The following is a 21,523-nucleotide window of genomic DNA, read 5'->3' as shown; positions in this document are numbered from 1 at the left end:
CCCGCCGGGCGGCAGCAGCCCGTCGAACCCGCGTCCGCGCGGGTTCGGGCAGGCCTTGCACGAGGATCGAGTTATTCGAGCTCACCGAATTTGCTGTCGAACAAGGATTCGATTTCCTTCAGCGCATGTTCCGCATCCGGACCCGACGCGTCCAGCTTCACCGTCACACCCAGGCCAGCGGCCAGCATCATGACCCCCATGATGCTTTTCGCGTTCACGCGTTGCGCGCCCCGGGAAATATAGATATCGCTATTGAATTTGCTGGCCAGCTGGGTCAGCTTGGCCGCTGCGCGCGCGTGCAGGCCGAGTTTATTGCTGATCGTGATTTCGGAGATAGGCATAAGGGGAATCGAGCGCGGAATCGCTGGCGATGGGGCTGAAGATACCAGGTGACATGATAGGATAAATTTTCCTTCAGTCTACACGCAAGACACCTTGCACCCCGCCGGCCAGCGCCTTTTCCCGGGTTTCCGTCAGTGGCAGGCTCCGATAGGTCAAGGCCCGCAGCAGCATGGGGGTATTCAGCCCGGCCAGCACGGCGCACTGGACGCCTTGGGCCTGCGCTTCGATGACGGCCTGCTTGGCGATATTCGCGGGCGTGGCGCCTACCAGGTCGGTCAACACCAGCACCCCGTTGCCATCCTGTCCCTGCCGCAGGATATCGGCCACGACGCCGGGGATCATGGCCTCCGGCATATCGTCGGCGCGGATATCATGCACCGCGACCTCCTTGACCTTGCCCATCACATGACTGGCGCAGTCCATCATCGCCGAGCCCAGCGGCGTATGGACGACGATGACGATGCCGGTCATGGAGATACGCTTACGCGCCGACGGCGCGTTCAAGCGCGTCGACGAACATGCCCGGCACGTCGAAACCCGTCTGTTCGGTGATCTCGACAAAGCAGGTCGGGCTCGTGACGTTGATTTCGGTCACGTAGTCGCCAATCACGTCCAGCCCCACCAACAGCAAACCGCGCGCTGCAAGGCGCGGCCCCAGCGCTGCTGCCAGTTGCCGATCGCGATCGGACAGCGGCTGCGCCACCCCGCGGCCGCCGGCCGCCAGATTGCCGCGCGTCTCGCCCGCCTGGGGGATGCGCGCCAGCGAATAAGGTACCGGCTCGCCGCCTATCAGCAGCACGCGCTTGTCGCCCTTGGCGATATCCGGGATATAGCGCTGCGCCATGATGGTTCGCGTGCCGTTATCGGTCAGCGTTTCCAGGATCGCGTTCAGGTTGGGCTCCTCCTGGCGCAGGCGGAAGATGCCGGTCCCGCCCATGCCATCCAGCGGCTTGACGATGACGTCGTGATACCGCCCATGAAAGGCCTTGATGCGCGCCATGTCGCGCGTGACGAGCGTGGGCGCGGTGAATTCGGAGAATTCCGTGATGGCCAGTTTTTCGGGATGGTTGCGGATGGCGCCGCCCTGGTTGTACACCTTCGCGCCCTGCGCCTGCGCGTATTCCAGCAGGTGGGTCGCGTAGACGTATTCCATGTCGAACGGCGGATCCTTGCGCATCAGCACCGCCCCGAAGGCCGAAAGCGGCTGCTCGACCGCCGCGCCTGTTTCGCGCCACCACGCGTGCTCGTGCAGGTCGGCTCCCTGCACCAGGGCGATGGGGGTCGACCTGGCCAGCACTTTGCCTTCGTCGATGTAGAGATCGCCCTGCAGCGCGACGCTCAGCGTATGGCCCCGGGCCGTCAGGCCCTGCATCATGGCGACGGAACTATCCTTGTACGCCTTCAGCAGCGGCAAGGGATCGATAATGAACAAGACATGCATTGCGACACCCGGAACGTGCACCGCCCTCCGTCAGGAGGGCGGCGAGTTTGACGACGGACTGGCCGGCCTTCAGGCGCCCGCCGCTTCCTTACCCTGCGTCGCTTTCTTGCGCGGCGCCAACACCATGATCATCTGGCGACCTTCCAGTTTGGGCATGGATTCCACCATGGCCAGTTCCGTCAGGTCGTCGCGTACCCGTTCAAGCACCCGCATACCCAGTTCCTGGTGCGCCATTTCGCGTCCACGGAAACGCAGCGTCACTTTGGCCTTGTCACCCTCTTCGAGGAAGCGCCGCAGATTGCGCAGCTTGACCTGGTAATCGCCTTCATCGGTCGCTGGCCGGAATTTGACTTCCTTGACCTGGATGACCTTCTGCTTGGCACGCGCCTCCGACTGGCGCTTCTGTTCCTGGTACTTGAACTTGCCGTAATCCATCAGGCGGCAGACCGGGGGTTCGGCATTGGGCGCGATTTCCACCAGATCGACGTCGGCTTGTTCGGACAGACGAAGCGCATCGGGGGTTTTGACGATACCGAGCTGTTCTCCGTCCAGACCTATCAGACGCACCTCGGGAACACGAATTTCACCGTTGATGCGGTTGGCTTTTTCAGTGGCGATGTTGACGACTCCTAAAACGTTTACGAAACCTGCTCGGGGCGTCCGATATCGCGGCGTTGCGTGACTTCGTCCGTCAGACGGGCGACAAAGTCGTCCAATCCGAGTGTTCCCAGGTCCAGCCCCCCGCGCGCGCGGACGGCAACCGACCCGGCTTCCCGTTCTTTGTCACCCACGACAAGGATGTACGGGACCTTTTGCAGGCTGTGCTCTCTAATTTTATAAGTGATTTTTTCCCCGCGCAAATCCGATGCAACCCTAAAGCCTTGTTTTTTCAGGGTTTGCGTGATTTGCGCCGCATAGTCGGCGGATGGCTCCGAAATACAGCAGACAACGGCCTGCACGGGCGAGAGCCAGACAGGCATCGCGCCGGCGTGGTTTTCGATCAGCATGCCGATGAAACGCTCCAGCGAACCGAGTATTGCCCGGTGCAGCATGACGGGCGGGCGGCGCTGGTCGTCGGCGTCCACGTATTCCGCACCCAGGCGCACCGGCATCGAGAAGTCCACCTGCAGGGTGCCGCACTGCCAATGGCGACCGATGGCGTCCTTCAGCGTGTACTCGATTTTGGGGCCATAGAACGCGCCCTCGCCGGGGGAAATCTCGAATTCGCAACCGGTACGTTTCAGGCTGTCCATCAGGGCCTGTTCCGCCGCGTCCCAGGTCGCATCGTCGCCGATGCGCTTCTCGGGACGGGTGGCGACCTTGTAGAGCACGTGCTCGAATCCGAAATCGCGGTAGACCTTCTGCAACAAGGCCGTGAACGCCGCGCATTCATCCTGCATCTGGTCTTCCGTGCAGAAAATATGGCCGTCGTCCTGGGTAAAGCCGCGCACCCGCATCATCCCGTGCAGGGAACCCGAGGGCTCATTGCGGTGGCACTGCCCGAACTCGCCATAGCGCAAGGGCAAATCGCGATAGGAATGCAATCCCGCGTTGAAGATCTGCACGTGGCCGGGGCAGTTCATGGGCTTCAGGCCATAGACGCGGTTTTCGGACTCCGTCGTGAACATGTTCTCGCGGTAGTTGTCCCAGTGCCCCGTTTTCTTCCATAGCGACAGGTCCAGGATCTGAGGCGCCTTGACTTCGTGGTAGCCGTTGTCCCGATAGACGGCGCGCATGTACTGCTCTACCTGCTGCCACAGCTGCCAGCCCTTGGGATGCCAGAAGATCAGCCCCGGCGCCTCGTCCTGGAAGTGGAACAAGTCCAGTTCCCGGCCCAGCTTGCGGTGATCGCGCTTTTCCGCTTCCTCCAGCATATGGAGATAGGCGTCCTGCTCTTCCTTCGTGGCCCACGCCGTGCCGTAGATGCGCTGCAGCATCTCATTCTTGCTGTCGCCGCGCCAATAAGCACCCGCCACCTTCATCAGCTTGAAGACCTTCAGCTTGCCGGTGGACGGCACGTGCGGGCCCCGGCACAGGTCGATGAAATCGCCTTCCCGATACAGGCTGAGTGTCTCGTTGGACGGGATGGAAGCGATGATTTCGGCCTTGTACTTTTCCCCGATGCCATTGAAGAACGCAACGGCATCATCCCGCTTCCATTCTTCGCGCGTGACCGGTTCGTCCTTCTTGGCCAGCTCCGCCATTTTCTTTTCTATGGCTTGGAGGTCCTCCGGCGTGAAGGGACGCTTGTACGAGAAGTCGTAATAAAAGCCGTTGTCGATGACCGGACCGATGGTGACCTGGGCGTCTGGAAACAGGCTTTTCACGGCATAGGCGAGCAAATGCGCCGTGGAGTGCCGGATCAGGTCCAGGCCTTCGGCATCCTTGGCCGTGACGATGCCCAGCCGCGCATCGCGTTCAATGCGGAAACTCGTGTCCACCAAGCGGGCGGGTTCGCCGTCCACCGTCACCTTCCCGCCCAGCGCGGCGCGCGCCAGCCCCGCCCCGATCGACTGGGCAACTTCCGCCACCGTGACAGGGCCCGGGAATTCGCGTCGGGAGCCATCGGGCAAGGTGATTTGTACCATCTGAGTCTTCCTGAAAATAAAAACGCGGCTTTCGGCCGCGTTTGGTGTTTTTGCTTGGTGCTGCGATCCCGATCGACGGGCGAAACACGAAACGGCGTTCAACGCGGTAACGGGCGATGACTCCAGGTCGCGGTTCGCGTCGGCGTTCGTGCTGCCGGAACAGGGTATTGCGCGTGCATGGGTTATCCAGGCGGGTGTTATCCAGCGGGGGTTATCCAGTGGTACTCGGGAGGATAAACGAATTGGAATTTTCTGATTGTATCACCCTTCGGGAGCAAAACGGCCGAACGGGTTACGGACACCGCACCTATCCCGGCCATGAAAGCGACTGTATCCGCACTCCTCAGGCCGGTCTTATTTTCGTCCAAGGAATGGCTGATATGGGAATGCCCTCCATAAACTGCGTAACGACCCGCCGCCAGTGTCCCGCTTTTATCCACTGGCAAGCCGCCGCGCCGCGCCTGCGGCCGGCGCGCGCCCTGCAAGCAAGGAAATGCATGCCGCTCGCTCCCAGCCTTCCCTCCCCGCCCCCCGGCGCCTCGCAGATGCTGATCTCCGGTGAACCCTCCGTACGGCGCTATCTGCTTACCTCGCGCCCCCGTCACCGCATCCGCGTATCGGTGCTGGACGACCACCCCGTCATCGCGCTCGGCATGGCCTCGTTTCTGCAGCACCAAGCGGATTTCGAAGTCGTCCATACCGAAACCTCGGCCGTACGGTTCCTCGAAAGCCTGAAGAAAGTTCCGTGCGACGTCGTGATCGTGGATTTCTACCTGCCGCGCCAGCCGTGGGAAGGCATCCATTTCATCAAGCGCATACGGCGCCTGCACCCGGAACTCATCATCATCACGTTTTCCGCGGGCAAGATCATGGATACCGAATACGCGGCGTTCAAGGCCGGCGCCAACGGCTACGTGCCCAAGGGAGAACGTCTTCCCTTCCTGGCGGACATGATCCGATTGGCGGTCAATACGCCCCGCGCCTTCTACTCTTGTAGCGAGGGCCACGTGCGCGATTGCCGTCCCAAACGGCCGGAGGAACGGCTCACCAACGCCGAACTGGAAATCCTGCGCAATATCGCGCTGGGGCTGTCGGTAACGCAGATCGCGGCCAAGCTGCTGCGCAGCAAGAAAACCATCAGCACCCACAAGCGCCGGGCGATGAAAAAGCTGGAGCTGGCTGACGACCTCGCGCTGGCGCTCTACCTGAAAGAAAAGTTCGAACAGTCGATAGGCGACTGAGTTCTTCCATGATGGATTTCCGCCAGTGATACCGGATAGAAGCATCCCGATACTCCTGGCTGTGCTTGGCGTCCTTCTGACGATTTTTGCCATAGGCATTTTGTTGTGGACTCAGCGGCGCATGCGTATCGTGCGGCACACCGCTGAAAAAGCCCGCGCGGAAGCCATACTAGCGAGGGAAAGGGCCGAAGCGGCGGATTCCGCCAAATCGGCCTTTCTTGCCACGGTCAGCCATGAAATCCGGACACCGATGAACGGCGTCATCGGTGTACTGGATATCTTGCAGGATACGGACCTCAGCGCGGAGCAGCAGCGTTACCTGGGCACCGCCATGCAGTCGGCGCGCCTGCTGCTTCGCGTCATCAACGATATCCTGGACTACGCCAAGATCGAATCGGGGGCCTTGCCACTGTGCAACGCCCCCTACGACTTCTACCGCGCCATGGAGAACATGGCCGAGCTGTACCTGCCCCTGGCTCGCCGCAAAGGGCTGACGCTGACCGTGGCCATCATGCCGCACTTCGATAGGCGGCTGGTGGGTGACGAGATCCGGATAAGCCAGGTCGTCGCCAACCTTCTCAGCAACGCCATCGCATTCACGGACCGCGGGGTCGTCACGCTGTCGGCGCGGCGGCGGCTTGCGCGCCACGGCGACGAACTGGAGATATCCGTCTGCGATACGGGCGCCGGTATGTCGGAGGAGTACCAACAGCGCCTATTCGCGCCGTTTCACCAGGAAGACACGTCCACCACGCGGCGCCATGGCGGCACGGGACTGGGCCTGTCCATCGTCAAGCACCTGGTGGAACGCATGGGTGGCCTCATCACGATACGCAGCCAGCGCGGCGTGGGCACGTCCGCCTGCGTGCGCATACCCGCGCATTGGCAACCCCATGCCTTCACCTGGCCCTGCTACCCCGGACGCACCGCCACCATACATGTGTCGAATCCCGAGATGCTTCCCATGCTGCGCGCGTGGTGTAGCAAGTCCCGCCTACACGTGTTGCCGCCCGACGCGCCCGCCGATATACGTATCCTGACCGACGGCGGCGACGGCTTCTGGGTAGCGACAGCCACCACGCGTTGCGGTCCCATGCATTCGGTGTATCCGTTCCTGCGCACGCTGGAAACGCTGTGGAGGCCCATCCGCGATATCGGGCCACCCGAACGCAGCCTGGATCGTCCCGCGGATGTCACCACGGATTCCGGCGTGGCCCCGCTGACCTCCGTGCAACGGGCACCGTACCGCCCGCCTGGCGATGACATCACCCCGGCGGACACCGCGGCGGACGTCCTGCTGGTGGAAGACAACGAAATCAACCGCGACATCACGCTGAGGCAACTCGCATTGCTGGGAATCAGCGCCCATTCCGCGGATGACGGCGAAGCCGGCCTGACGGCATGGCTTGCCAGGCGGCCGCGCGCCATGCTGGTGGACTGCCACATGCCGAAACTGGATGGGTACGAACTGGCCAGGCGTATCCGCACCCACGAGATGATCCATGGCTGGCCTCGCACGACCCTGATCGGCTTCAGCGCCAACGCCACCCAGTCGGATGCCCGCGCCTGTCTGGCCGCGGGCATGGACGATTACGTGCCCAAGCCGACGACGCGCGCCAAGCTGCAGGAAGCCTTGCGGCGCACGGGCTATCTGCCCTCGGCCGCTCCCCCACCCCCGGACGAATAAACGCACATGCCCATGCTGCTTGACCTTTCCACGCTGACCGAGCTGTATCCCGGGCGCGAAGGACGCCGCCAATTCCTTCAGCGCGCGCTGGAAATCATGCGGGAAGACCGCCAGGCCTTGCGGGATACGCTTGAGCGCCACGCTTATGCAGAGGCTGGCGAACTCGCCCATCGCCTTCAGGGTTCGGCGGCGTTCCTCACGGGCGACCCTGAACAATGTGCCGCCATACTGGTGCCTCTGGAACAGGCGGCCAGGAAAGGCCTGGCTACGGTGGCGCAGGACACACTGGCCACCGCCCTGAGCCACCTCATGGCGCTGGAATCCGCGATTGAACAGGAGATCCAGGCGGATTAGGCACCCCGGCCTGCGCTACAACCCTGCCAGCAGGGAAATCGCCGGGACCGGCGGAGAAAAAAGCCCGCCCTGCGCCAGGTTGACGCCCTTCGCGCGCAGATAGGCAGCCTGGGTTTCGGTTTCGATCCCTTCCCCGATCAAGGCCACCCCCAACCGTCCGCCCAGGGAAATGATCAGTTCCAGCACGGGCGCGTTGACGGCGTCCGTATCGATGACCGACACAAAGCCTTTCGCGATCTTCAGATAATCCACGGTGATTTTCTCAAGACAGGCCAGGGAACTATGGCCCGTGCCGAAATCGTCGATGGCGAAGGCGACGCCGATGGCGCGCAAGGCGCGCATATTGCTCAATACGGCCGCGGTGTCCGGGAAGCCTTTACGTTCCGTCAACTCGAATATCAGTCGCGGATTGGCCGCCTTGAACCCATGCAGAAAACGCTCGACGTCGCCCACGAGTTCCCGCCGGCACAGATGTTCGGCGTTGAGGTTGATGTTCAAGTGAAAGCCTTCCGGCAAGGATGCCGCGCCCAGATCGCGCTGTATCAGGCACAGCAGGTGCCGCGTCAGGCGCATGGCCAGCGCGCTTTCGCCCACCAGGGGATAGAACAATTCAGGCGGCACGGTCCCGTAGATCGGATGGCGCCACCGCAGCAAGGCCTCGGCGCCCACGCAGGCCCCCGTGGACAGGTCCACGATGGGTTGGTACAGCACACAGAACTCCCTACGGCGCATGCCGCGGCGGATTTCGGTGGCCATGGCGATCCGGCGAGTGTTCAGGCGATGCGCCAGGTACGCCAGCAACGCGGATGCTATCGCCAGGAAGGGAATGTATTGCAGCCACAGGGCATGGTGATACGCGACCAGCCGCGCTTGACTGAGCGTCGCGCTGACCTCGATGGGATACAGCGCGGACCGTCTGGTGACGGTAACGCCCTCGTCGGTAAGGCCACCGTCGTTTCTGGCCGGCGCGGCAATCCAGTCGTGTATTCCGGCGGCATTCAGCGCGTACCCGGTACCGATGCGCAACTGGACGGAGTAATGCCCTTCTTGGTCCACGGCCGCGATCAGGTCATGCAGGTATTGGCCATCCACGCTGGCAAGTACGCCGCGCCCATCGTCGATGCCGAGAAAGACAAACAAGGCGGCCCTGTTCGGGACCAGCGGCGTTCCGGGCACGACATACAGTGTCACGCCAGGCGGTAGCTTGATCATGCCGGGCACGACCTGCGCCAACGGGCGGTCCAGCGCGCCGCTGACAGACGAACAGTAAAGCGTATTGCGATCGATGACGGCCAGCGTGCGGAAGTATGGACGCAAGGAACCGGCTTCGCGCAGGACATCCGCGATGGTCTTGCACGGCTTGCCGGCCAGGGGATCGATCTCGGAGGCGACCTGGATGGCATGCGCGACGATGTTTTCCGACTGGGAAATGACCAGGTTTTCGACGATGCGCAACTGGTCCTGCGCGCGACGTTCGGCCTGGTGATGGATCACCGGTATTGCCAGCAGAAACGGCAGCGCGACAGCCAGGAGCAGGTACACCATGTGCCACAGGGTAAAGCGCGCGCGCTGCGCCGAACGATGCACGGATAAGCCTCTCACTTCGGGACAGTGAAACGCCCGCGATATCGGCCGACGGAACGGCCGATCGCGGGACGTAGACTTGGGATTCTGAATAGGCCGCCGCGCGTGCCGCAGGGTAGCGAACTAAAAAGCGGACCTATTCACCGTGTCGTAGTGAGAGGCGTGGGCTTAGCAATTTCCCTTTTTGGCTTGTCCCGGAGGGCAGAACCCGCCGCCGCCGCCACCGCCGCCATGAGGATCGACCACCACCGCCCCGCTGGGCGTATAGACGGCGCAAGCGCTCAACATGGTGGCGAAGGTAGCAACGAACAGCAAACCGAGCAGAAGCTTCATATGGGTCAGCCCAAGGGTTGATGAGGACGCAGAGTTTAGGGGCCGGGGCGGGCGCCAGTTGTATGCGTTCGTAACGGTGGAATGCGTGGTTTTTCGCTTGCCGCTCCCCATGGAGCCGCAATGCGCGCGGCATTTCCTTTTGGCTCGTCTCGCGTATCGCCCAGCACCACGCCGCTGCCTGTCGACCACGAATGCAAAAGCGTTCGCCACCAAAATAAAAGTGCGTTTTATGGCCTGGGCGCATCCTGCCGACGAAAGGCCCCCCACGGCCCCATACCCGATGCGGACCCTGCTACCCGCCGATAGGGCCGCGGCATATCTCGCCGCGCATGCGGGCAAGCCTGACCCCTGCAACAAACGGGGAATGTCATCGCCGCTTCGAGGAGACAAACCATGATGAGCCTGAAACGCAGGACAACGTTGACCAAGCCCACCAATATGGGCACCAACAAAAACTGGAAATACGCGTTTCTTGCCGGGCCGCTCGCGCTTGCGATCCATTCCGCGGCGTTTGCCGGCGCCGAACCTGCCGCGAGGACGGCAAAAGCAAGCGCTTGATCCATGGAAGCAGCGCAGCATACATGGGCCCAGCAAATCATCAACAGCGCGCCTTCCCTGAAGGGGTGCTTTCACATGAAATATCCCAGCACGACATGGCAAAGCGAGCCCTGCCACGCCCTTGGAAGCCCGCCACCATCAAAACTCAAGGAAAGCAGATCAAAACGCGCGAGCACTGTTGCCGACTATATATTGAAAGCCCCGGATGGCGTTCGCCTCAAGAGAGTAATCGGTTCTTTTCCGCAGGTGAAAGGGGTGAAATGGGCAAAATCGACGGATGGAGAAAACGATGGACTGGATAGTTATTCATTGCAGCTGAACACCAACTACTTCACCGACCCGCCGACACCGCTTTGCACCGGGCGCAAAGGCTGCCAGATCTGGCAGCAGTTTGGCTATCAATCGGATTTGTTTGGCCCGGGTTCAGCCCGGATGTTCATCGTATATTGGATAAACAATTACGGCGGAAAAACGTGTCCCGACGGATGGTCCGGCGACGGCAGCACCTGCCTGAAAACGGAAGGTGCCGCAGCAAATGCGGTCTATGTACCCGCGTATTCGGCACGGACAACGGCGACAAGGTTTCTTTCAACCCCGGTTCTTCGCTGGTAACGCACGTGGCCGCGGAATATGACTCCGCGAATACGGCGTTATCGCGGCAGCCGCCGCGGTGCGTAAGCGGAACTACGACGGGCGAGACGAGCAACCTCAGGTTGAGAAGCTGCATCGCCGGTCCGACACAGAAAGAAAGCACTGAGCTTCCTTATATTCAATTCACGGAAGTCGCTGATTAACGAGAAACGGCTCGCATAGGGCAACTGCCGGAAGACCTTACCGTATCCCGGCCCCCTCCGGGTTGCCCGGGTCCGGCGTGCGCCGGTTCCGTTGAAAGAACCGTACTCATGATCCGCCCGGTGGGCGATCACCCGTGGCGGGGCCGCTACCCTCATTCACCCAGTCACGCACATCCCTGACGAACCACGGGAGATTCAGTTTCTCACCCTCGCCGGCCTGGATGGTAAGGGCCGGCTTGGAAGCACCGCGATCGTCATTCGCTGCCGGGTTGGTGGGTTCTGCTGCATCCGGGCCGTAGCGCCGGGAGGGCATATCCGCGCAAGAAGCGAGCGACATGCCCGCGGCAGACAGCAGGATGAGCGACAAAGTTGATCGAAGGATTCTCATGATGCGGTTCCATGTAAGGGAGATGGGCCGGCGGTTGGCGGGAGAACAACCCCCCACTAGCCAAGACCAAGCAACTTGGCTCGCGAACTCGCCGCCGCTTGCGGGGACCCTCTACACAGGTAATGTATTGGACAGCCCGCTATTGCGGGATGCTCACATTCATCCAACCCGTAAAGCAAATAGCGACGGCCTTCCCCGCCTTGCAGGTACGAGCGAGCCAACGTCGCGTGATGCGTCTACCCTTAGTATTCCATCAGGAGCTGTGCGTGCCTATAAAGGTTCGCAGCGCTTTCAACGGCTTCAAGTTCAGATCCGAGGCGATGTGCGCGTTGCCGTGGTGATTCGAAAACCGTGCAGATTGCCCAATGCTGGACGACAAAAAACCCGCGTGCCTGATTGCTTACGCGGGTTCATTCAGATTTGTTTTTTGCACGGTGCCTGGCACGCATGCCAGGTTCGGTGGTAGGCGGTATTGGAATCGAACCAACGACCTCTACGATGTCAACGTAGCGCTCTAACCAGCTGAGCTAACCGCCTGCGAAGAAGAAAAATTATATAGAGATGTATAAGCCGAGTCAAATCGCCAACCCGTCTTGCTGAACGTGCGCATGGCACCTTCGTGGCCGCATTTCGGTAAGCCGGCTGCCCCTTGGGGGCCGTGCCGGCGATGCCTGATTTCGCGCTTTGGCGACGTGGGCAACGCCTTAGATTGCCGCATCGTCGGCGCGGCGGACGGCTTGCAGGAAAGCGCGGATGCGCATGGCTGCCTTGATGCCGGGTGACTCCTCGACCCCGCTGCTGACGTCCACGGCGTAGGGGCGCAGCGTGGTGATCGCCGCCTGGATGTTGTCGGGCGAGAGACCTCCGGAGAGGATGACCGGGGCGCCTTGGCTGTCCGCGCGCACGTCCTGCAGCAAGGCATGCTCGAAGGCGAGGCCGCTGCCGCCGTAACCGGCGGAATAGCTGTCGAACAACCAGCCCGCGGCGCCGCGATAGGCAGCGCAGGTGCGCGCCAACTGCCCTGCCGTCTCGGCGCCGGGGCCACCGACGCGAAAGGCTTTCATATAGCGCCGGCCGTGGCGTTCGCAGGCATCCGGCGTTTCATCGCCATGGAACTGGAGCAGGTCGGGGCCCACGACGTCGAGCACTTGCCTTACCGTGTCGTCGTCGGCGTTGACGAAGAGCGCGACCACATCGACGAACGCGGGCACGTCGCGCCGTAGCCGTGCCGCGAGTTCCAGGGAGACATAGCGCTTGCTCTTGGGATAGAAGATCAAGCCGACCGCATCGGCGCCCGCATCGACGGCGGCGGCGATGTCTTCAGGGCGGGTCATCCCGCAGATTTTGACGCGCGTGCGCATGGTGAAGATCAGAATGGCGCGCCGTTGGGCGCCGACAGACAAGCACCCAGTGTAACCCGCCGTCGGCGCCACTGCGGCGCAGGCAGGCGCCTGGCATCTACTTGCAGTGCAGCCCTTGCCATGCATGCACCTGCATTGCATCTGCCCGCCGTCTATCCCCTCGCCGCGCATCCCCTTGCGGGTGCATCAACTTGGCCGAGCATCTTCCCCGATGTATCTAGCACCACGCCTGCCTTCCCGTTCTGCGCAGATCCGCGCGCGTTCAGGCGAAGGGCGAAAGCAGATGCCTGCGCCCGTCCAGGTCGTCCAGGCCGAATTCGGGCGCGTACTCGAGGGCAGACAGATACAGGCCGTCCGGCATGAAGGTGGGCGCGCCCTGGGTACGGTCGCGCGCGGCCAGCAGATCCTGCATCCATGAAGCCGGCTGCCGGCCCTGCCCGACTTGCAGCAGGGCGCCCATGATGTTGCGCACCATGTGGTGCAGGAAGGCGTTCGCCCTCAAGGTGAATACCAGGAAGCGGCCCTGCGCCGCGATATCGAGCTGATGCAGCGTACGCACAGGATGGCGCGCCTGGCATTGGGAAGAACGGAAGCTGCTGAAATCGTGCTCGCCCATCAGCGCGACGGCGGCCGTGCGCATGGCGTCTACATCCAGCGGCTGGAAGCACCAGCCCGCGCGGCCCGCCCAGAGCGCGGGGCGGACGCGGTCGTTCCACAACAGGTAGGTATAGGTGCGCGACAAGGCGGAAAACCGGGCGTGGAAAGTCTCCGGAACGGGCTGCGCCCACCGTACGGCGATGCTGGGCGGCAATAACGCGTTCAGGCCGCGCACCCAGGATTCGGGGCGCCGCTGGACGTCGCTGTCCAGATGCACGACCTGCATGGCGGCATGCACGCCCGCATCGGTGCGCCCCGCGCATAGGGTCGCTGTGGGGGCGGCAAGGAACTGACGCAGGGCGGATTCCAGGGTGTCCTGGACGGTCTGGCGATGCGGCTGGGTCTGCCACCCCTGCCAGGCCGACCCCTCATATGCCAGCCCGAGGGCCACACGCGGCATCGCTCAGGTCCGCACCGGGCCGGGACGGGGCCGATCGGCTTCCGCGGGGGGCTCGTCCAGATCCAGGTTGATGCCGTCAAGCCGGCGATCGATGGCGCTCTGGTCGATCTCCGACATATAGAGTTCGTCGTCGAGATCGTCCTGGTCTTCGTCGCGCCGCACAGCGGCACGGCGCAGCAACCATGCGATGACGAAGGCCACGACGGCGAGGACGGCGGTCAGGATGATCAACAGGTTGTCGGATAGCCACGAAGGCAGCCCGGAGGTGTCCGGTGTCTTGGCGCCTGTGCCGGTGTCGTCGGTGGCGCCGGGGCTGACCACCGCAGCGCCCTCGGGTTTGGCCACGGACTGGTCCGGGTTGGCCGATGGGCCCGAGGCCGATGCGGCGTTTCCTGGCCCCGATGCGGAGGCGGCGCTTCCTGCGTTCGAAGGCGAGGCAGCGCTTCCCGCGCCGGACGGTGAAAGTCCCGTACCGCCCGCCGCGCCCCCGGCCTGGGCGGACGCACCGCCCGTGGTGGCGCCCGGCGAGCCTGGCGTTCCGCTGGTTCCGGATGTTCCGCCCAGGGCGGATGCGTCGCCGGATATGCCCGGCTTGGCCATATCGGTGGTCGAGGCGCCGGCCTGGCCGCCATTCTGCGACCCGCCAAGCGCCGCGTCGCCGGCAGAGCCAGCTGCCGTACCAGCCGGTGGCGTCGCGCCTTGCGGCGCGCCGGCAGCGGGTTGAGATGCGGCGCCCGGTTGCGGGGCGCCCGACTGCGAGGCGACACCGGGCTGCGACGCGCCACCTTGCGGGATACCCGATTGCGAGGCGACACCGGGCTGAGACGCGCCACCCTGCGCCGCACCTGCCGATGACGATCCCGCAGCGCCTTGCGGGGCGGCGCCGGCCGATGGCGAAGGGGGACCTGCCTGCGCGAGCGCGCTTCGGGGCGCGGACGCGGCGCTTCCGCCATTGGCGGCCGGCGCGGCAGCGCCGTCTGCGCCGCCCAGACCCGGCACCGCCAATCCGCCGCCTTGGCGATCGGCACCCGCGGCGGCACCGCTGCCCTCCCGCCCGGCGCCGGGGCCGCTACCCTGCGCCGCACGCGCGGCCAGGGCGTCGTTCAGTTCCTTGACGTTGCGTTCGAGCTGGTCGACCCGCTGCTGGGCGTCCTCGGTTGCCTTGGCTATGGAGGTCTGCGCATCGGCCTGCGCCTGGGCGTCGGCGCCGCCCTCGCCCGGCTGTCCACTGGACAGGCGCAGCCGGTCCTGCGGCGGAGTTTCAGGCACCGCGGTCGATGGCGCGCCACCCAGCTGGCCCGCGGTGGCAGACCCCGCCGTTGCCGCCGCGCCTGCCGCCGCCGCGCCCGCCAGGCTGGCGCGATAGCGCGCGTAGGCCTCTTGTTGCTGGATGAAGATGCGGCGGGCCTCGGCCGGGTCGATGGCGCGCACCGTCGCGGCGTCGGGCACGACCAGCGTCACGCCCGCCTTCACGAGGTTCATATTGTTCTGGATGAACGCGCGTGGATTGGCACGCCACAAAGCCACCAGCATCTGGTACAGCGTCGCATCGGCCACCGCGTTGCTTTGCGCGATGCCGTAAAGCGTATCGCCTGGCCGCACCGCCACTGCGCCGGCGCCGCGCGCGGTTCGGGCACCGCTACCCACCTGGGCCTGTGACGTCAGCCCGGGGAAACCGCCGCTGCTCTGCGTCATGCTGACCTGCACCTGCCGCTGCCCTTCGCTGGTACCCAGCTTCAGCAGCAGGTCCACGACAGGCCCCTGCGCGGCTTCGGTCGAGGAAATGCGCAGGTTCCGGCGCGTCGGGTTGCCGCCGCCTTCCAGGCGCAAAGTCATGCTGGACAGCGGCACAGGCGGCGTCACCCCCGCCTGCTGCCAGGCCGCGGGATCCGCCAGCGTAGCCATCAGCGTGCGTTGTTCGTCCGGGGTGAGCTCCGCGATGCCGACGATGACCTGAAGCGGGGCATTGGGCGTCGATACGATGCGGCTGTGCGCAAGGCGAAGCGCGTACGCGGGAGCGCTGGCCGCGCACCCAAGCGTGAGCGCGACCGCGAGGCGCGTTGCGTATCGGCTCGAAATGGACGTGGGGCGCAGCGAGCGTAGCGTCATAAGCCTGTTTTCCGCAAAAGCGGGCAGTGCCGCATTCAAAAGTGTAACTTACCTACGGGGTTTCCTGAAACGACAAGGGCACCCCGGGTGCCCTTGATGGCTGCACGCCGCCGACCCGCGGCGGCTCATGCATTCAAGCTTCGGCCAGCGCGATGCGCAGCATGCGGCGCAGGGGTTCGGCCGCGCCCCACAGCAACTGATCGCCGACGGTGAAGGCGCCCAGGTACTCGGAACCCATGGACAGCTTGCGCAAGCGGCCCACCGGGATGTCCAGCGTGCCGGTAACGGCTACCGGCGTCAGGGCCTCGACAGTGGCTTCCTTGGTGTTCGGGATGACCTTGGCCCATTGCGTGCCGCTGGCGATGATGTCGTTGATCTCGTCCAGGGGCACGTCGCGCTTCAGCTTGATGGTCAGGGCCTGGCTGTGGCAACGCATCGCGCCGATGCGCACGCACAGGCCGTCCACCGGCGTGGCCGGCGTGCCGAAGCCTTCGCCGCGTCCCAGGATCTTGTTGGTTTCGGCCCCGCCCTTCCATTCCTCGCGCGAGACGCCATTGCCCAGGTCCTTGTCGATCCACGGAATCAAGCTGCCCGCCAGCGGTACGCCGAAATGCTCGCGCGGCAGGGCCGCATCCTTCTGCTTGGCCAGCACGCCGCGATCGATATCCAGGATGGCCGAGGCCGGATCTTCCAGCTGGGACTTGACCGATTGATTCAACAGGCCGAACTGCGTCAGCAGTTCGCGCATGTGCTGCGCGCCGCCGCCGGATGCCGCCTGGTAGGTCATGGACGTCATCCATTCGATCAGGTCGTTGTTGAACAGGCCCGCCAGCCCCATCAGCATGCAGCTGACCGTGCAATTGCCGCCGATGAAATTGCGCACGCCGCGCTTGAGCGCCGCGTCGATGACCGGGCGGTTCACCGGATCCAACACGATGATGGCGTCCTCGGACATGCGCAGCGTACTGGCGGCGTCGATCCACAGGCCTTTCCAGCCCGCGCCGCGCAGTTTCGGATAGACCGCGCTGGTGTAGTCGCCGCCTTGGGCCGTCACGATAATGGGCAGTTTCTTGAGCGCGTCGATATCGTAGGCATCTTGCAGGGCGCCCGCGCCTTCGGCCCATTTGGGGGCCGCCGCGCCGGCGTTGCTAGTCGAGAAAAAGACCGGCTCGAACAGCGCGAAGTCGTTTTCTTCGCGCATGCGTTGCATGAGTACCGATCCGACCATGCCACGCCAACCGACGAGGCCCACAGCATTGCTCATTTCGTACGCTCTTGATGTCAGGGATAAACGGAGAAAAGAAGAAAAATAGCGAGAGGCGTCCGGAATGACGCTTTTTCGCTGGACAAAACCAACAATTTATCAGAAAGCGCGCCCTCTCCCCTCCTTGCACGGAGGGGAGAGGGCGTCCCCGATACACAATGAAGGCTATTTACGACGCCAGCGCTTTCAGGACCGCGTCACCCATCTCGGCCGTACCGACCTTGGTCGTGCCCGGTTCGTGGATGTCGGCGGTACGCAGGCCCTGCGCCAACACGGCACGAACGGCGCTTTCGATGCGATCGGCCTGTGCCGGCAGGTCCAGCGAGTAACGCAGCATCATGGCGGCGGACAGGATGGTGGCCAGGGGATTGGCCACGCCCTTGCCGGCGATGTCGGGGGCCGAACCATGGCTGGGTTCGTACAGGCCCTGGCCGCTGGCGTTCAGCGAGGCCGACGGCAGCATGCCGATCGAGCCGGTGAGCATCGCGGCCTCGTCGGACAGGATGTCGCCGAACAGATTGCCCGTGACGATAACGTCGAACTCGCGCGGCGCCCGCACCAGCTGCATGGCGGCGTTGTCCACGTACATATGGGACAGCGCCACATCGGGGTACTCGCGCGCCACCTCGATGACGATTTCGCGCCAGAACTGGGAAGTCTCCAGCACGTTGGCCTTGTCCACGCTGCACAGCTTGCGGTTGCGCTTGCGCGCGGCCTCGAAGCCGATGCGCGCGATGCGGCGGACTTCCGGTTCGCTGTAGCGCATGGTGTCGTAGCCCTCGCGTTCGCCGGCAAAGTTGCCGTCCGGCGCGCTGCGTACGCCGCGCGGGGTGCCGAAGTAAATATCCCCGGTCAGCTCGCGCACGATAAGGATGTCCAGGCCGGAAACGACTTCGGGCTTCAGCGACGATGCGTTGGCCAGTTCCGGATACAGAATGGCGGGACGCAGGTTGGCGAACAGGGCCAGCGACTTGCGCAGGCCGAGGATGGCCTGCTCAGGACGGAATTCGCGCGGCAGGCTGTCGTACTTCCAGTCCCCGACGGCGCCGAACAGCACGGCGCGCGCGGATTGCGCAAGCTGCAGCGTGGCGGGCGGCAAGGGGTGCTCGAATTTATCGAACGCCGCGCCGCCGACGGCGGCCTGTTCGGTAACCAGGTCCAGCTTCAGCGCGCCCAGAACGCGCAAGGCCTGGTCGACGATCTCGGGGCCGATGCCATCGCCAGGAAGGACCGCAATCTTGTGTGTCATTTATGCATTCCAAAAAAACCATGCCGCGCCGGCGAACCGGCTTGCTGCCGCACACGAGGTGATTTCTCTCGAGGCGGCACTGTGGCAAAAAATCAGCGCCGCGGATTATGCCAACGGACGGCTTTGCAGCCACGGATGGCGTGCCAGGCGCTCGGCTTCGAACGCACGAATCTTGTCCGACTGCCGCAGCGTCAGGGCGATATCGTCAAAGCCGTTGACCAGGCAGTACTTGCGGAACGGTTCGACATCGAAGGGAATGCCCCGCCCTTCCGGCGTCATGACAACCTGCTGTTCCAGATCGATGCGCAGCTTGTAGCCCGGAAACGCCTTGACTTCGTCGAACAGGCGCGCGACGTCGAGTTCCGACAGAACGATAGGCAGCAGCCCGTTCTTGAAGCTGTTGTTGAAGAAGATATCGGCGTACGACGGCGCGATGATGGCGCGGAAACCATACTGCTGCAGCGCCCATGGCGCATGCTCGCGGCTGGAGCCGCAGCCGAAGTTCTTGCGCCCCAGCAGTATCGAGGCGCCCTGGTAGCGCGGCTGGTTCAGCACGAAATCGGGATTCAGCGGCCGCTTGCTGTTGTCCATGCCGGGTTCGCCGTGATCCAGATAGCGGATCTCGTCGAAGAGGTTGGGACCGAAACCGGAACGCTTGATGGACTTCAGGAACTGTTTCGGAATGATCAGGTCGGTGTCGACGTTTTCGCGGTCGAGCGGGGCCACCAGGCCCTCGTGATGGGTGAATGCTTGCATGATCTTTAGCGGAAATTCCTGACGTCAACGAAATGGCCGGCGATGGCCGCGGCGGCCGCCATGGCGGGGCTGACCAGATGGGTACGCCCACCCTGCCCCTGCCTGCCTTCGAAATTGCGATTGGACGTGGACGCGCAGCGTTCGCCGGGCTCCAGCCGGTCGGCGTTCATGGCCAGGCACATCGAACAGCCCGGCTCGCGCCACTCGAATCCCGCTTCGCGGAAGATCCTGTCCAGTCCTTCGCGTTCGGCCTGCTGCTTGACCAGGCCGGAGCCCGGCACCACCATGGCCTGCTTCACGTTGGAGGCGACACGCTTGCCGCGCGCCACCGCGGCGGCGGCACGCAGGTCCTCGATGCGCGAATTCGTGCAGGAGCCGATGAAGACGCGGTCCACGCGGATATCCGTGATGGGGGTATTGGGCTTGAGGCCCATGTAGTCCAGCGCGCGCTCCATGCCGCTGCGTCGCACGTCGTCTTTTTCGCGATCGGGATCGGGCACGCGGCTGTCCACGGACAGCACCATTTCGGGCGAGGTGCCCCACGTGACTTGCGGCTTGATCTGGCGCGCGTCGATTTCAACGACGCGGTCAAACGTGGCGCCCGGATCGGAATGCAAGGTACGCCAATACTGCACGGCCTGGTCCCACAGCGGGCCGACCGGCGCGAAAGGACGGCCACGGAAGTATTCGATGGTCTTGTCGTCGACGGCGACCATGCCAGACCGCGCACCGGCTTCGATGGCCATATTGCACACCGTCATGCGGCCTTCCACCGACAGCGAACGGATCGTCGAACCACCGAATTCGATGGCGTGGCCGGTGCCCCCCGCGGTGCCGATGACGCCGATGATATGCAGCACCAGGTCCTTGGCGGTACAGCCGAACGGCAACTCGCCTTCCACCTTGATCAGCATGCTTTTGCTTTTCTTCATCAGCAGCGTCTGCGTGGCCAGCACGTGTTCGACTTCGGACGTGCCGATGCCGAAGGCCAGCGTGCCGACGGCGCCATGGGTGCTGGTGTGCGAATCGCCGCAAACCACCGTCATGCCGGGCAGCGTCGCGCCCTGCTCCGGTCCGATGACGTGAACGATACCCTGGCGCAGGTCGTTCATCCGGAACTCGGTGATCCCATACTTGGCACAGTTGTCGTCCAGCGTATCCACCTGCAGGCGCGACACCGGATCGCTGATGCCCTGCTCGCGGTTGATGGTGGGCACGTTGTGGTCGGCGACCGCCAGGTTGGCGTCCAGACGCCAGGGCTTGCGGCCGGCGAGCGCCAGGCCTTCGAAGGCCTGCGGGCTGGTGACTTCATGGACCAGGTGCCGGTCGATATAGAGCAAACAGGTGCCGTCGGATTCTTGGTGGACGACGTGCGCGTCCCAGAGCTTGTCGTAAAGGGTTTGGGCCATGAAAACTCACCGAACAGGGAAACCGCAAGATAGGGGCCGGCGGGAACATCCGACCGGGAACAGGAATTATGCGCCGCCGCTGAACCTAGTACAACGGCACCAGACATACTGGTACAAGCAGTACCATGCTGGCGTCCCGCGAGCCGCTATTTCGCGTTCTTGGCCTTCTGGTACAGCGGCATGACCTGCTGCGATGCGGCCTGCAAATCGGCGATGCGCGATTCGGCCGACGGATGCGTGGACAGGATTTCCGGCTGCTCCTTGCCCTCGGAGGCCTGCGCCATCTTGCGCCACAGCGAGATGGCGGCCGAGGGGTCGTAGCCGGCCCGCGCCGCGAGCTCCACGCCCATGCGATCGGCCTCCGCCTCGTGGGTGCGGCTGTTCGGCAAGGTGAACATGACATCGGAAAGCTTGCCGCCCAGGTCCGACACGGCGGGCGAGCCCGTCACGACGGACAGCACCGACAGGCCCACGCTGGTGGCCATCTGCTGGGAAACCCGTTCCCGCGCATGCTCGCGCAGCGCATGCGAAATCTCGTGGCCCATGACGGCCGCCAATTCGTCGTCGGTGGGTTTGATCTGCGTCAGCAGACCCGTGTAGACGGCCATCTTGCCGCCGGGCATGCACCAGGCATTGATTTCCTGGGTGGACAGGACGTGGACTTCCCATGCCCAGGACGTGGCATCGGGACGGAATACCCCCACCTGGGCGATCAGGCGCTGGGCAATGGTGCGCACCCGCGCGACCTGCTGCGGATCCACGTCCAGCAGGTTCTTCGCCTTGGCCTGGGCGAGGATGGTGGCGTATTGCTGGTCGGCTTCCTGTTGCAGGTCTTGGGACGACACCAGGCTGGTCATGTATTGCGCGCGGTCCACCCCTACCGTGCCACCCTGCGTGGTTTGCACGTTGGCGCAGCTCGCCAGCATGGCCAGCGACAGCACACCGGCGCCCAGCAGCGAAACCCGTCGGCGCCGCCCATGATTTTTGTGATCAATCATGTCTGGTCTC

The 21,523-nt window shown here is 63.8% G+C and carries 20 protein-coding genes and 1 tRNA gene; 5 read left to right on the top strand and 16 right to left on the bottom strand.

Features of this window, described 5'->3' with window-relative positions; translation table 11 throughout:
- Positions 1–71: 71 nt before the first annotated feature.
- The 5 genes from AKI39_RS09165 to thrS form a co-directional block, all read right to left on the bottom strand.
- Positions 72–341 (bottom strand): HPr family phosphocarrier protein, encoded by a 270-nt coding sequence (locus AKI39_RS09165; RefSeq protein ID WP_066634672.1) that lies wholly within the window; start codon positions 339–341, stop codon positions 72–74.
- 73 nt (positions 342–414) lie between these two features.
- A complete protein-coding gene (locus AKI39_RS09160; protein WP_066634668.1) occupies positions 415–813 on the bottom strand; it encodes a PTS sugar transporter subunit IIA in 399 nt (132 codons plus the stop codon).
- A gap of 10 nt (positions 814–823) precedes the next feature.
- Complete coding sequence (gene gshB, locus AKI39_RS09155) at positions 824–1,783, bottom strand: glutathione synthase (protein WP_066634667.1); 960 nt, start codon at positions 1,781–1,783, stop codon at positions 824–826.
- 69 nt (positions 1,784–1,852) lie between these two features.
- Entirely contained in the window at positions 1,853–2,401 is a 549-nt protein-coding gene (gene infC, locus AKI39_RS09150) for a translation initiation factor IF-3 (RefSeq protein WP_076879680.1), read from the bottom strand.
- Positions 2,402–2,421: 20 nt separating this feature from the next.
- On the bottom strand, positions 2,422–4,371 hold the full coding sequence (gene thrS / locus AKI39_RS09145) for a threonine--tRNA ligase (RefSeq protein WP_066634660.1): 1,950 nt from the start codon (positions 4,369–4,371) through the stop codon (positions 2,422–2,424).
- Between the two features lie 545 nt (positions 4,372–4,916).
- Here thrS and AKI39_RS09140 point away from each other — a divergent pair.
- The 3 genes from AKI39_RS09140 to AKI39_RS09130 all read left to right on the top strand — a co-directional run bounded on the left by AKI39_RS09140 (position 4,917) and on the right by AKI39_RS09130 (position 7,653).
- Complete coding sequence (locus tag AKI39_RS09140; protein WP_066642561.1) at positions 4,917–5,612, top strand: response regulator transcription factor; 696 nt, start codon at positions 4,917–4,919, stop codon at positions 5,610–5,612.
- 250 nt (positions 5,613–5,862) lie between these two features.
- Positions 5,863–7,299, top strand: a complete 1,437-nt coding sequence (locus AKI39_RS09135; RefSeq protein WP_235610776.1) for an ATP-binding protein — start codon at positions 5,863–5,865, stop codon at positions 7,297–7,299.
- A gap of 6 nt (positions 7,300–7,305) precedes the next feature.
- On the top strand, positions 7,306–7,653 hold the full coding sequence (locus AKI39_RS09130) for a hypothetical protein (protein WP_066634649.1): 348 nt from the start codon (positions 7,306–7,308) through the stop codon (positions 7,651–7,653).
- 15 nt (positions 7,654–7,668) lie between these two features.
- On the opposite strand, the gene AKI39_RS09125 is transcribed toward AKI39_RS09130, so the two are convergent.
- Together AKI39_RS09125 and AKI39_RS25880 are read right to left on the bottom strand one after the other, a co-directional pair.
- Positions 7,669–9,240, bottom strand: a complete 1,572-nt coding sequence (locus tag AKI39_RS09125) for an EAL domain-containing protein (protein WP_066634648.1) — start codon at positions 9,238–9,240, stop codon at positions 7,669–7,671.
- A 165-nt stretch (positions 9,241–9,405) separates the two neighbouring features.
- Positions 9,406–9,570: a hypothetical protein gene (locus AKI39_RS25880; RefSeq protein ID WP_201258557.1), complete on the bottom strand. Its 165-nt coding sequence runs from the start codon at positions 9,568–9,570 to the stop codon at positions 9,406–9,408.
- A gap of 393 nt (positions 9,571–9,963) precedes the next feature.
- Here AKI39_RS25880 and AKI39_RS25725 point away from each other — a divergent pair, with 393 nt between their 5' ends.
- Complete coding sequence (locus tag AKI39_RS25725) at positions 9,964–10,128, top strand: hypothetical protein (protein ID WP_158515164.1); 165 nt, start codon at positions 9,964–9,966, stop codon at positions 10,126–10,128.
- A 3-nt stretch (positions 10,129–10,131) separates the two neighbouring features.
- Positions 10,132–10,740 carry a hypothetical protein gene (locus tag AKI39_RS25475; RefSeq protein WP_145925232.1) on the top strand — a complete coding sequence of 203 codons (609 nt, stop codon included), beginning with the start codon at positions 10,132–10,134 and terminating at the stop codon, positions 10,738–10,740.
- Positions 10,741–11,770: 1,030 nt separating this feature from the next.
- On the opposite strand, the gene AKI39_RS09115 is transcribed toward AKI39_RS25475, so the two are convergent.
- The 9 genes from AKI39_RS09115 to AKI39_RS09075 form a co-directional block, all read right to left on the bottom strand.
- Positions 11,771–11,847, bottom strand: a tRNA-Val gene (locus AKI39_RS09115).
- 167 nt (positions 11,848–12,014) lie between these two features.
- Positions 12,015–12,671 (bottom strand): phosphoribosylanthranilate isomerase, encoded by a 657-nt coding sequence (locus AKI39_RS09110; RefSeq protein WP_066642558.1) that lies wholly within the window; start codon positions 12,669–12,671, stop codon positions 12,015–12,017.
- A gap of 262 nt (positions 12,672–12,933) precedes the next feature.
- Positions 12,934–13,728 (bottom strand): tRNA pseudouridine(38-40) synthase TruA, encoded by a 795-nt coding sequence (truA, locus tag AKI39_RS09105; RefSeq protein ID WP_066634640.1) that lies wholly within the window; start codon positions 13,726–13,728, stop codon positions 12,934–12,936.
- 3 nt (positions 13,729–13,731) lie between these two features.
- Positions 13,732–15,837 (bottom strand): FimV/HubP family polar landmark protein, encoded by a 2,106-nt coding sequence (locus AKI39_RS09100; protein WP_066634638.1) that lies wholly within the window; start codon positions 15,835–15,837, stop codon positions 13,732–13,734.
- Positions 15,838–15,970: 133 nt separating this feature from the next.
- Positions 15,971–17,101, bottom strand: coding sequence for an aspartate-semialdehyde dehydrogenase (gene asd / locus AKI39_RS09095; RefSeq protein WP_066634637.1), 1,131 nt, complete (start codon positions 17,099–17,101; stop codon positions 15,971–15,973).
- 169 nt (positions 17,102–17,270) lie between these two features.
- Entirely contained in the window at positions 17,271–18,350 is a 1,080-nt protein-coding gene (gene leuB, locus AKI39_RS09090; RefSeq protein WP_066634636.1) for a 3-isopropylmalate dehydrogenase, read from the bottom strand.
- 105 nt (positions 18,351–18,455) lie between these two features.
- The gene (gene leuD / locus AKI39_RS09085; protein ID WP_066634634.1) at positions 18,456–19,106 is read right to left on the bottom strand and encodes a 3-isopropylmalate dehydratase small subunit; all 651 of its coding nucleotides are present in this window, start codon (positions 19,104–19,106) and stop codon (positions 18,456–18,458) included.
- A gap of 5 nt (positions 19,107–19,111) precedes the next feature.
- A complete protein-coding gene (leuC, locus tag AKI39_RS09080) occupies positions 19,112–20,515 on the bottom strand; it encodes a 3-isopropylmalate dehydratase large subunit (RefSeq protein WP_066634633.1) in 1,404 nt (467 codons plus the stop codon).
- Positions 20,516–20,661: 146 nt separating this feature from the next.
- Positions 20,662–21,513, bottom strand: a complete 852-nt coding sequence (locus AKI39_RS09075) for a M48 family metallopeptidase (RefSeq protein WP_066634632.1) — start codon at positions 21,511–21,513, stop codon at positions 20,662–20,664.
- Positions 21,514–21,523 lie beyond the last annotated feature (10 nt).

Source organism: Bordetella sp. H567, assembly GCF_001704295.1.
Taxonomy (GTDB): Bacteria; Pseudomonadota; Gammaproteobacteria; order Burkholderiales; family Burkholderiaceae_B; genus Bordetella_C.
Note: the sequence above shows the minus strand (reverse complement) of the source record. Positions and strands in the feature narration are given on the sequence as shown.

What these genes read in the sequence shown, in the direction of transcription:
- asd (WP_066634637.1), bottom strand. Translation starts at nt 17,101, where the DNA reads ATGAGCAATGCTGTGGGCCTCGTCGGTTGGCGTGGCATGGTCGGATCG.
- AKI39_RS09135 (WP_235610776.1), top strand. Translation starts at nt 5,863, where the DNA reads ATGAACGGCGTCATCGGTGTACTGGATATCTTGCAGGATACGGACCTC.
- AKI39_RS25880 (WP_201258557.1), bottom strand. Translation starts at nt 9,570, where the DNA reads ATGAAGCTTCTGCTCGGTTTGCTGTTCGTTGCTACCTTCGCCACCATG.
- AKI39_RS09100 (WP_066634638.1), bottom strand. Translation starts at nt 15,837, where the DNA reads ATGACGCTACGCTCGCTGCGCCCCACGTCCATTTCGAGCCGATACGCA.
- AKI39_RS09165 (WP_066634672.1), bottom strand. Translation starts at nt 341, where the DNA reads ATGCCTATCTCCGAAATCACGATCAGCAATAAACTCGGCCTGCACGCG.
- AKI39_RS25475 (WP_145925232.1), top strand. Translation starts at nt 10,132, where the DNA reads ATGGAAGCAGCGCAGCATACATGGGCCCAGCAAATCATCAACAGCGCG.
- leuB (WP_066634636.1), bottom strand. Translation starts at nt 18,350, where the DNA reads ATGACACACAAGATTGCGGTCCTTCCTGGCGATGGCATCGGCCCCGAG.
- leuD (WP_066634634.1), bottom strand. Translation starts at nt 19,106, where the DNA reads ATGCAAGCATTCACCCATCACGAGGGCCTGGTGGCCCCGCTCGACCGC.
- AKI39_RS09075 (WP_066634632.1), bottom strand. Translation starts at nt 21,513, where the DNA reads ATGATTGATCACAAAAATCATGGGCGGCGCCGACGGGTTTCGCTGCTG.
- AKI39_RS09160 (WP_066634668.1), bottom strand. Translation starts at nt 813, where the DNA reads ATGACCGGCATCGTCATCGTCGTCCATACGCCGCTGGGCTCGGCGATG.
- gshB (WP_066634667.1), bottom strand. Translation starts at nt 1,783, where the DNA reads ATGCATGTCTTGTTCATTATCGATCCCTTGCCGCTGCTGAAGGCGTAC.
- truA (WP_066634640.1), bottom strand. Translation starts at nt 13,728, where the DNA reads ATGCCGCGTGTGGCCCTCGGGCTGGCATATGAGGGGTCGGCCTGGCAG.
- AKI39_RS09130 (WP_066634649.1), top strand. Translation starts at nt 7,306, where the DNA reads ATGCCCATGCTGCTTGACCTTTCCACGCTGACCGAGCTGTATCCCGGG.
- AKI39_RS25725 (WP_158515164.1), top strand. Translation starts at nt 9,964, where the DNA reads ATGATGAGCCTGAAACGCAGGACAACGTTGACCAAGCCCACCAATATG.
- AKI39_RS09140 (WP_066642561.1), top strand. Translation starts at nt 4,917, where the DNA reads ATGCTGATCTCCGGTGAACCCTCCGTACGGCGCTATCTGCTTACCTCG.
- thrS (WP_066634660.1), bottom strand. Translation starts at nt 4,371, where the DNA reads ATGGTACAAATCACCTTGCCCGATGGCTCCCGACGCGAATTCCCGGGC.
- leuC (WP_066634633.1), bottom strand. Translation starts at nt 20,515, where the DNA reads ATGGCCCAAACCCTTTACGACAAGCTCTGGGACGCGCACGTCGTCCAC.
- AKI39_RS09110 (WP_066642558.1), bottom strand. Translation starts at nt 12,671, where the DNA reads ATGCGCACGCGCGTCAAAATCTGCGGGATGACCCGCCCTGAAGACATC.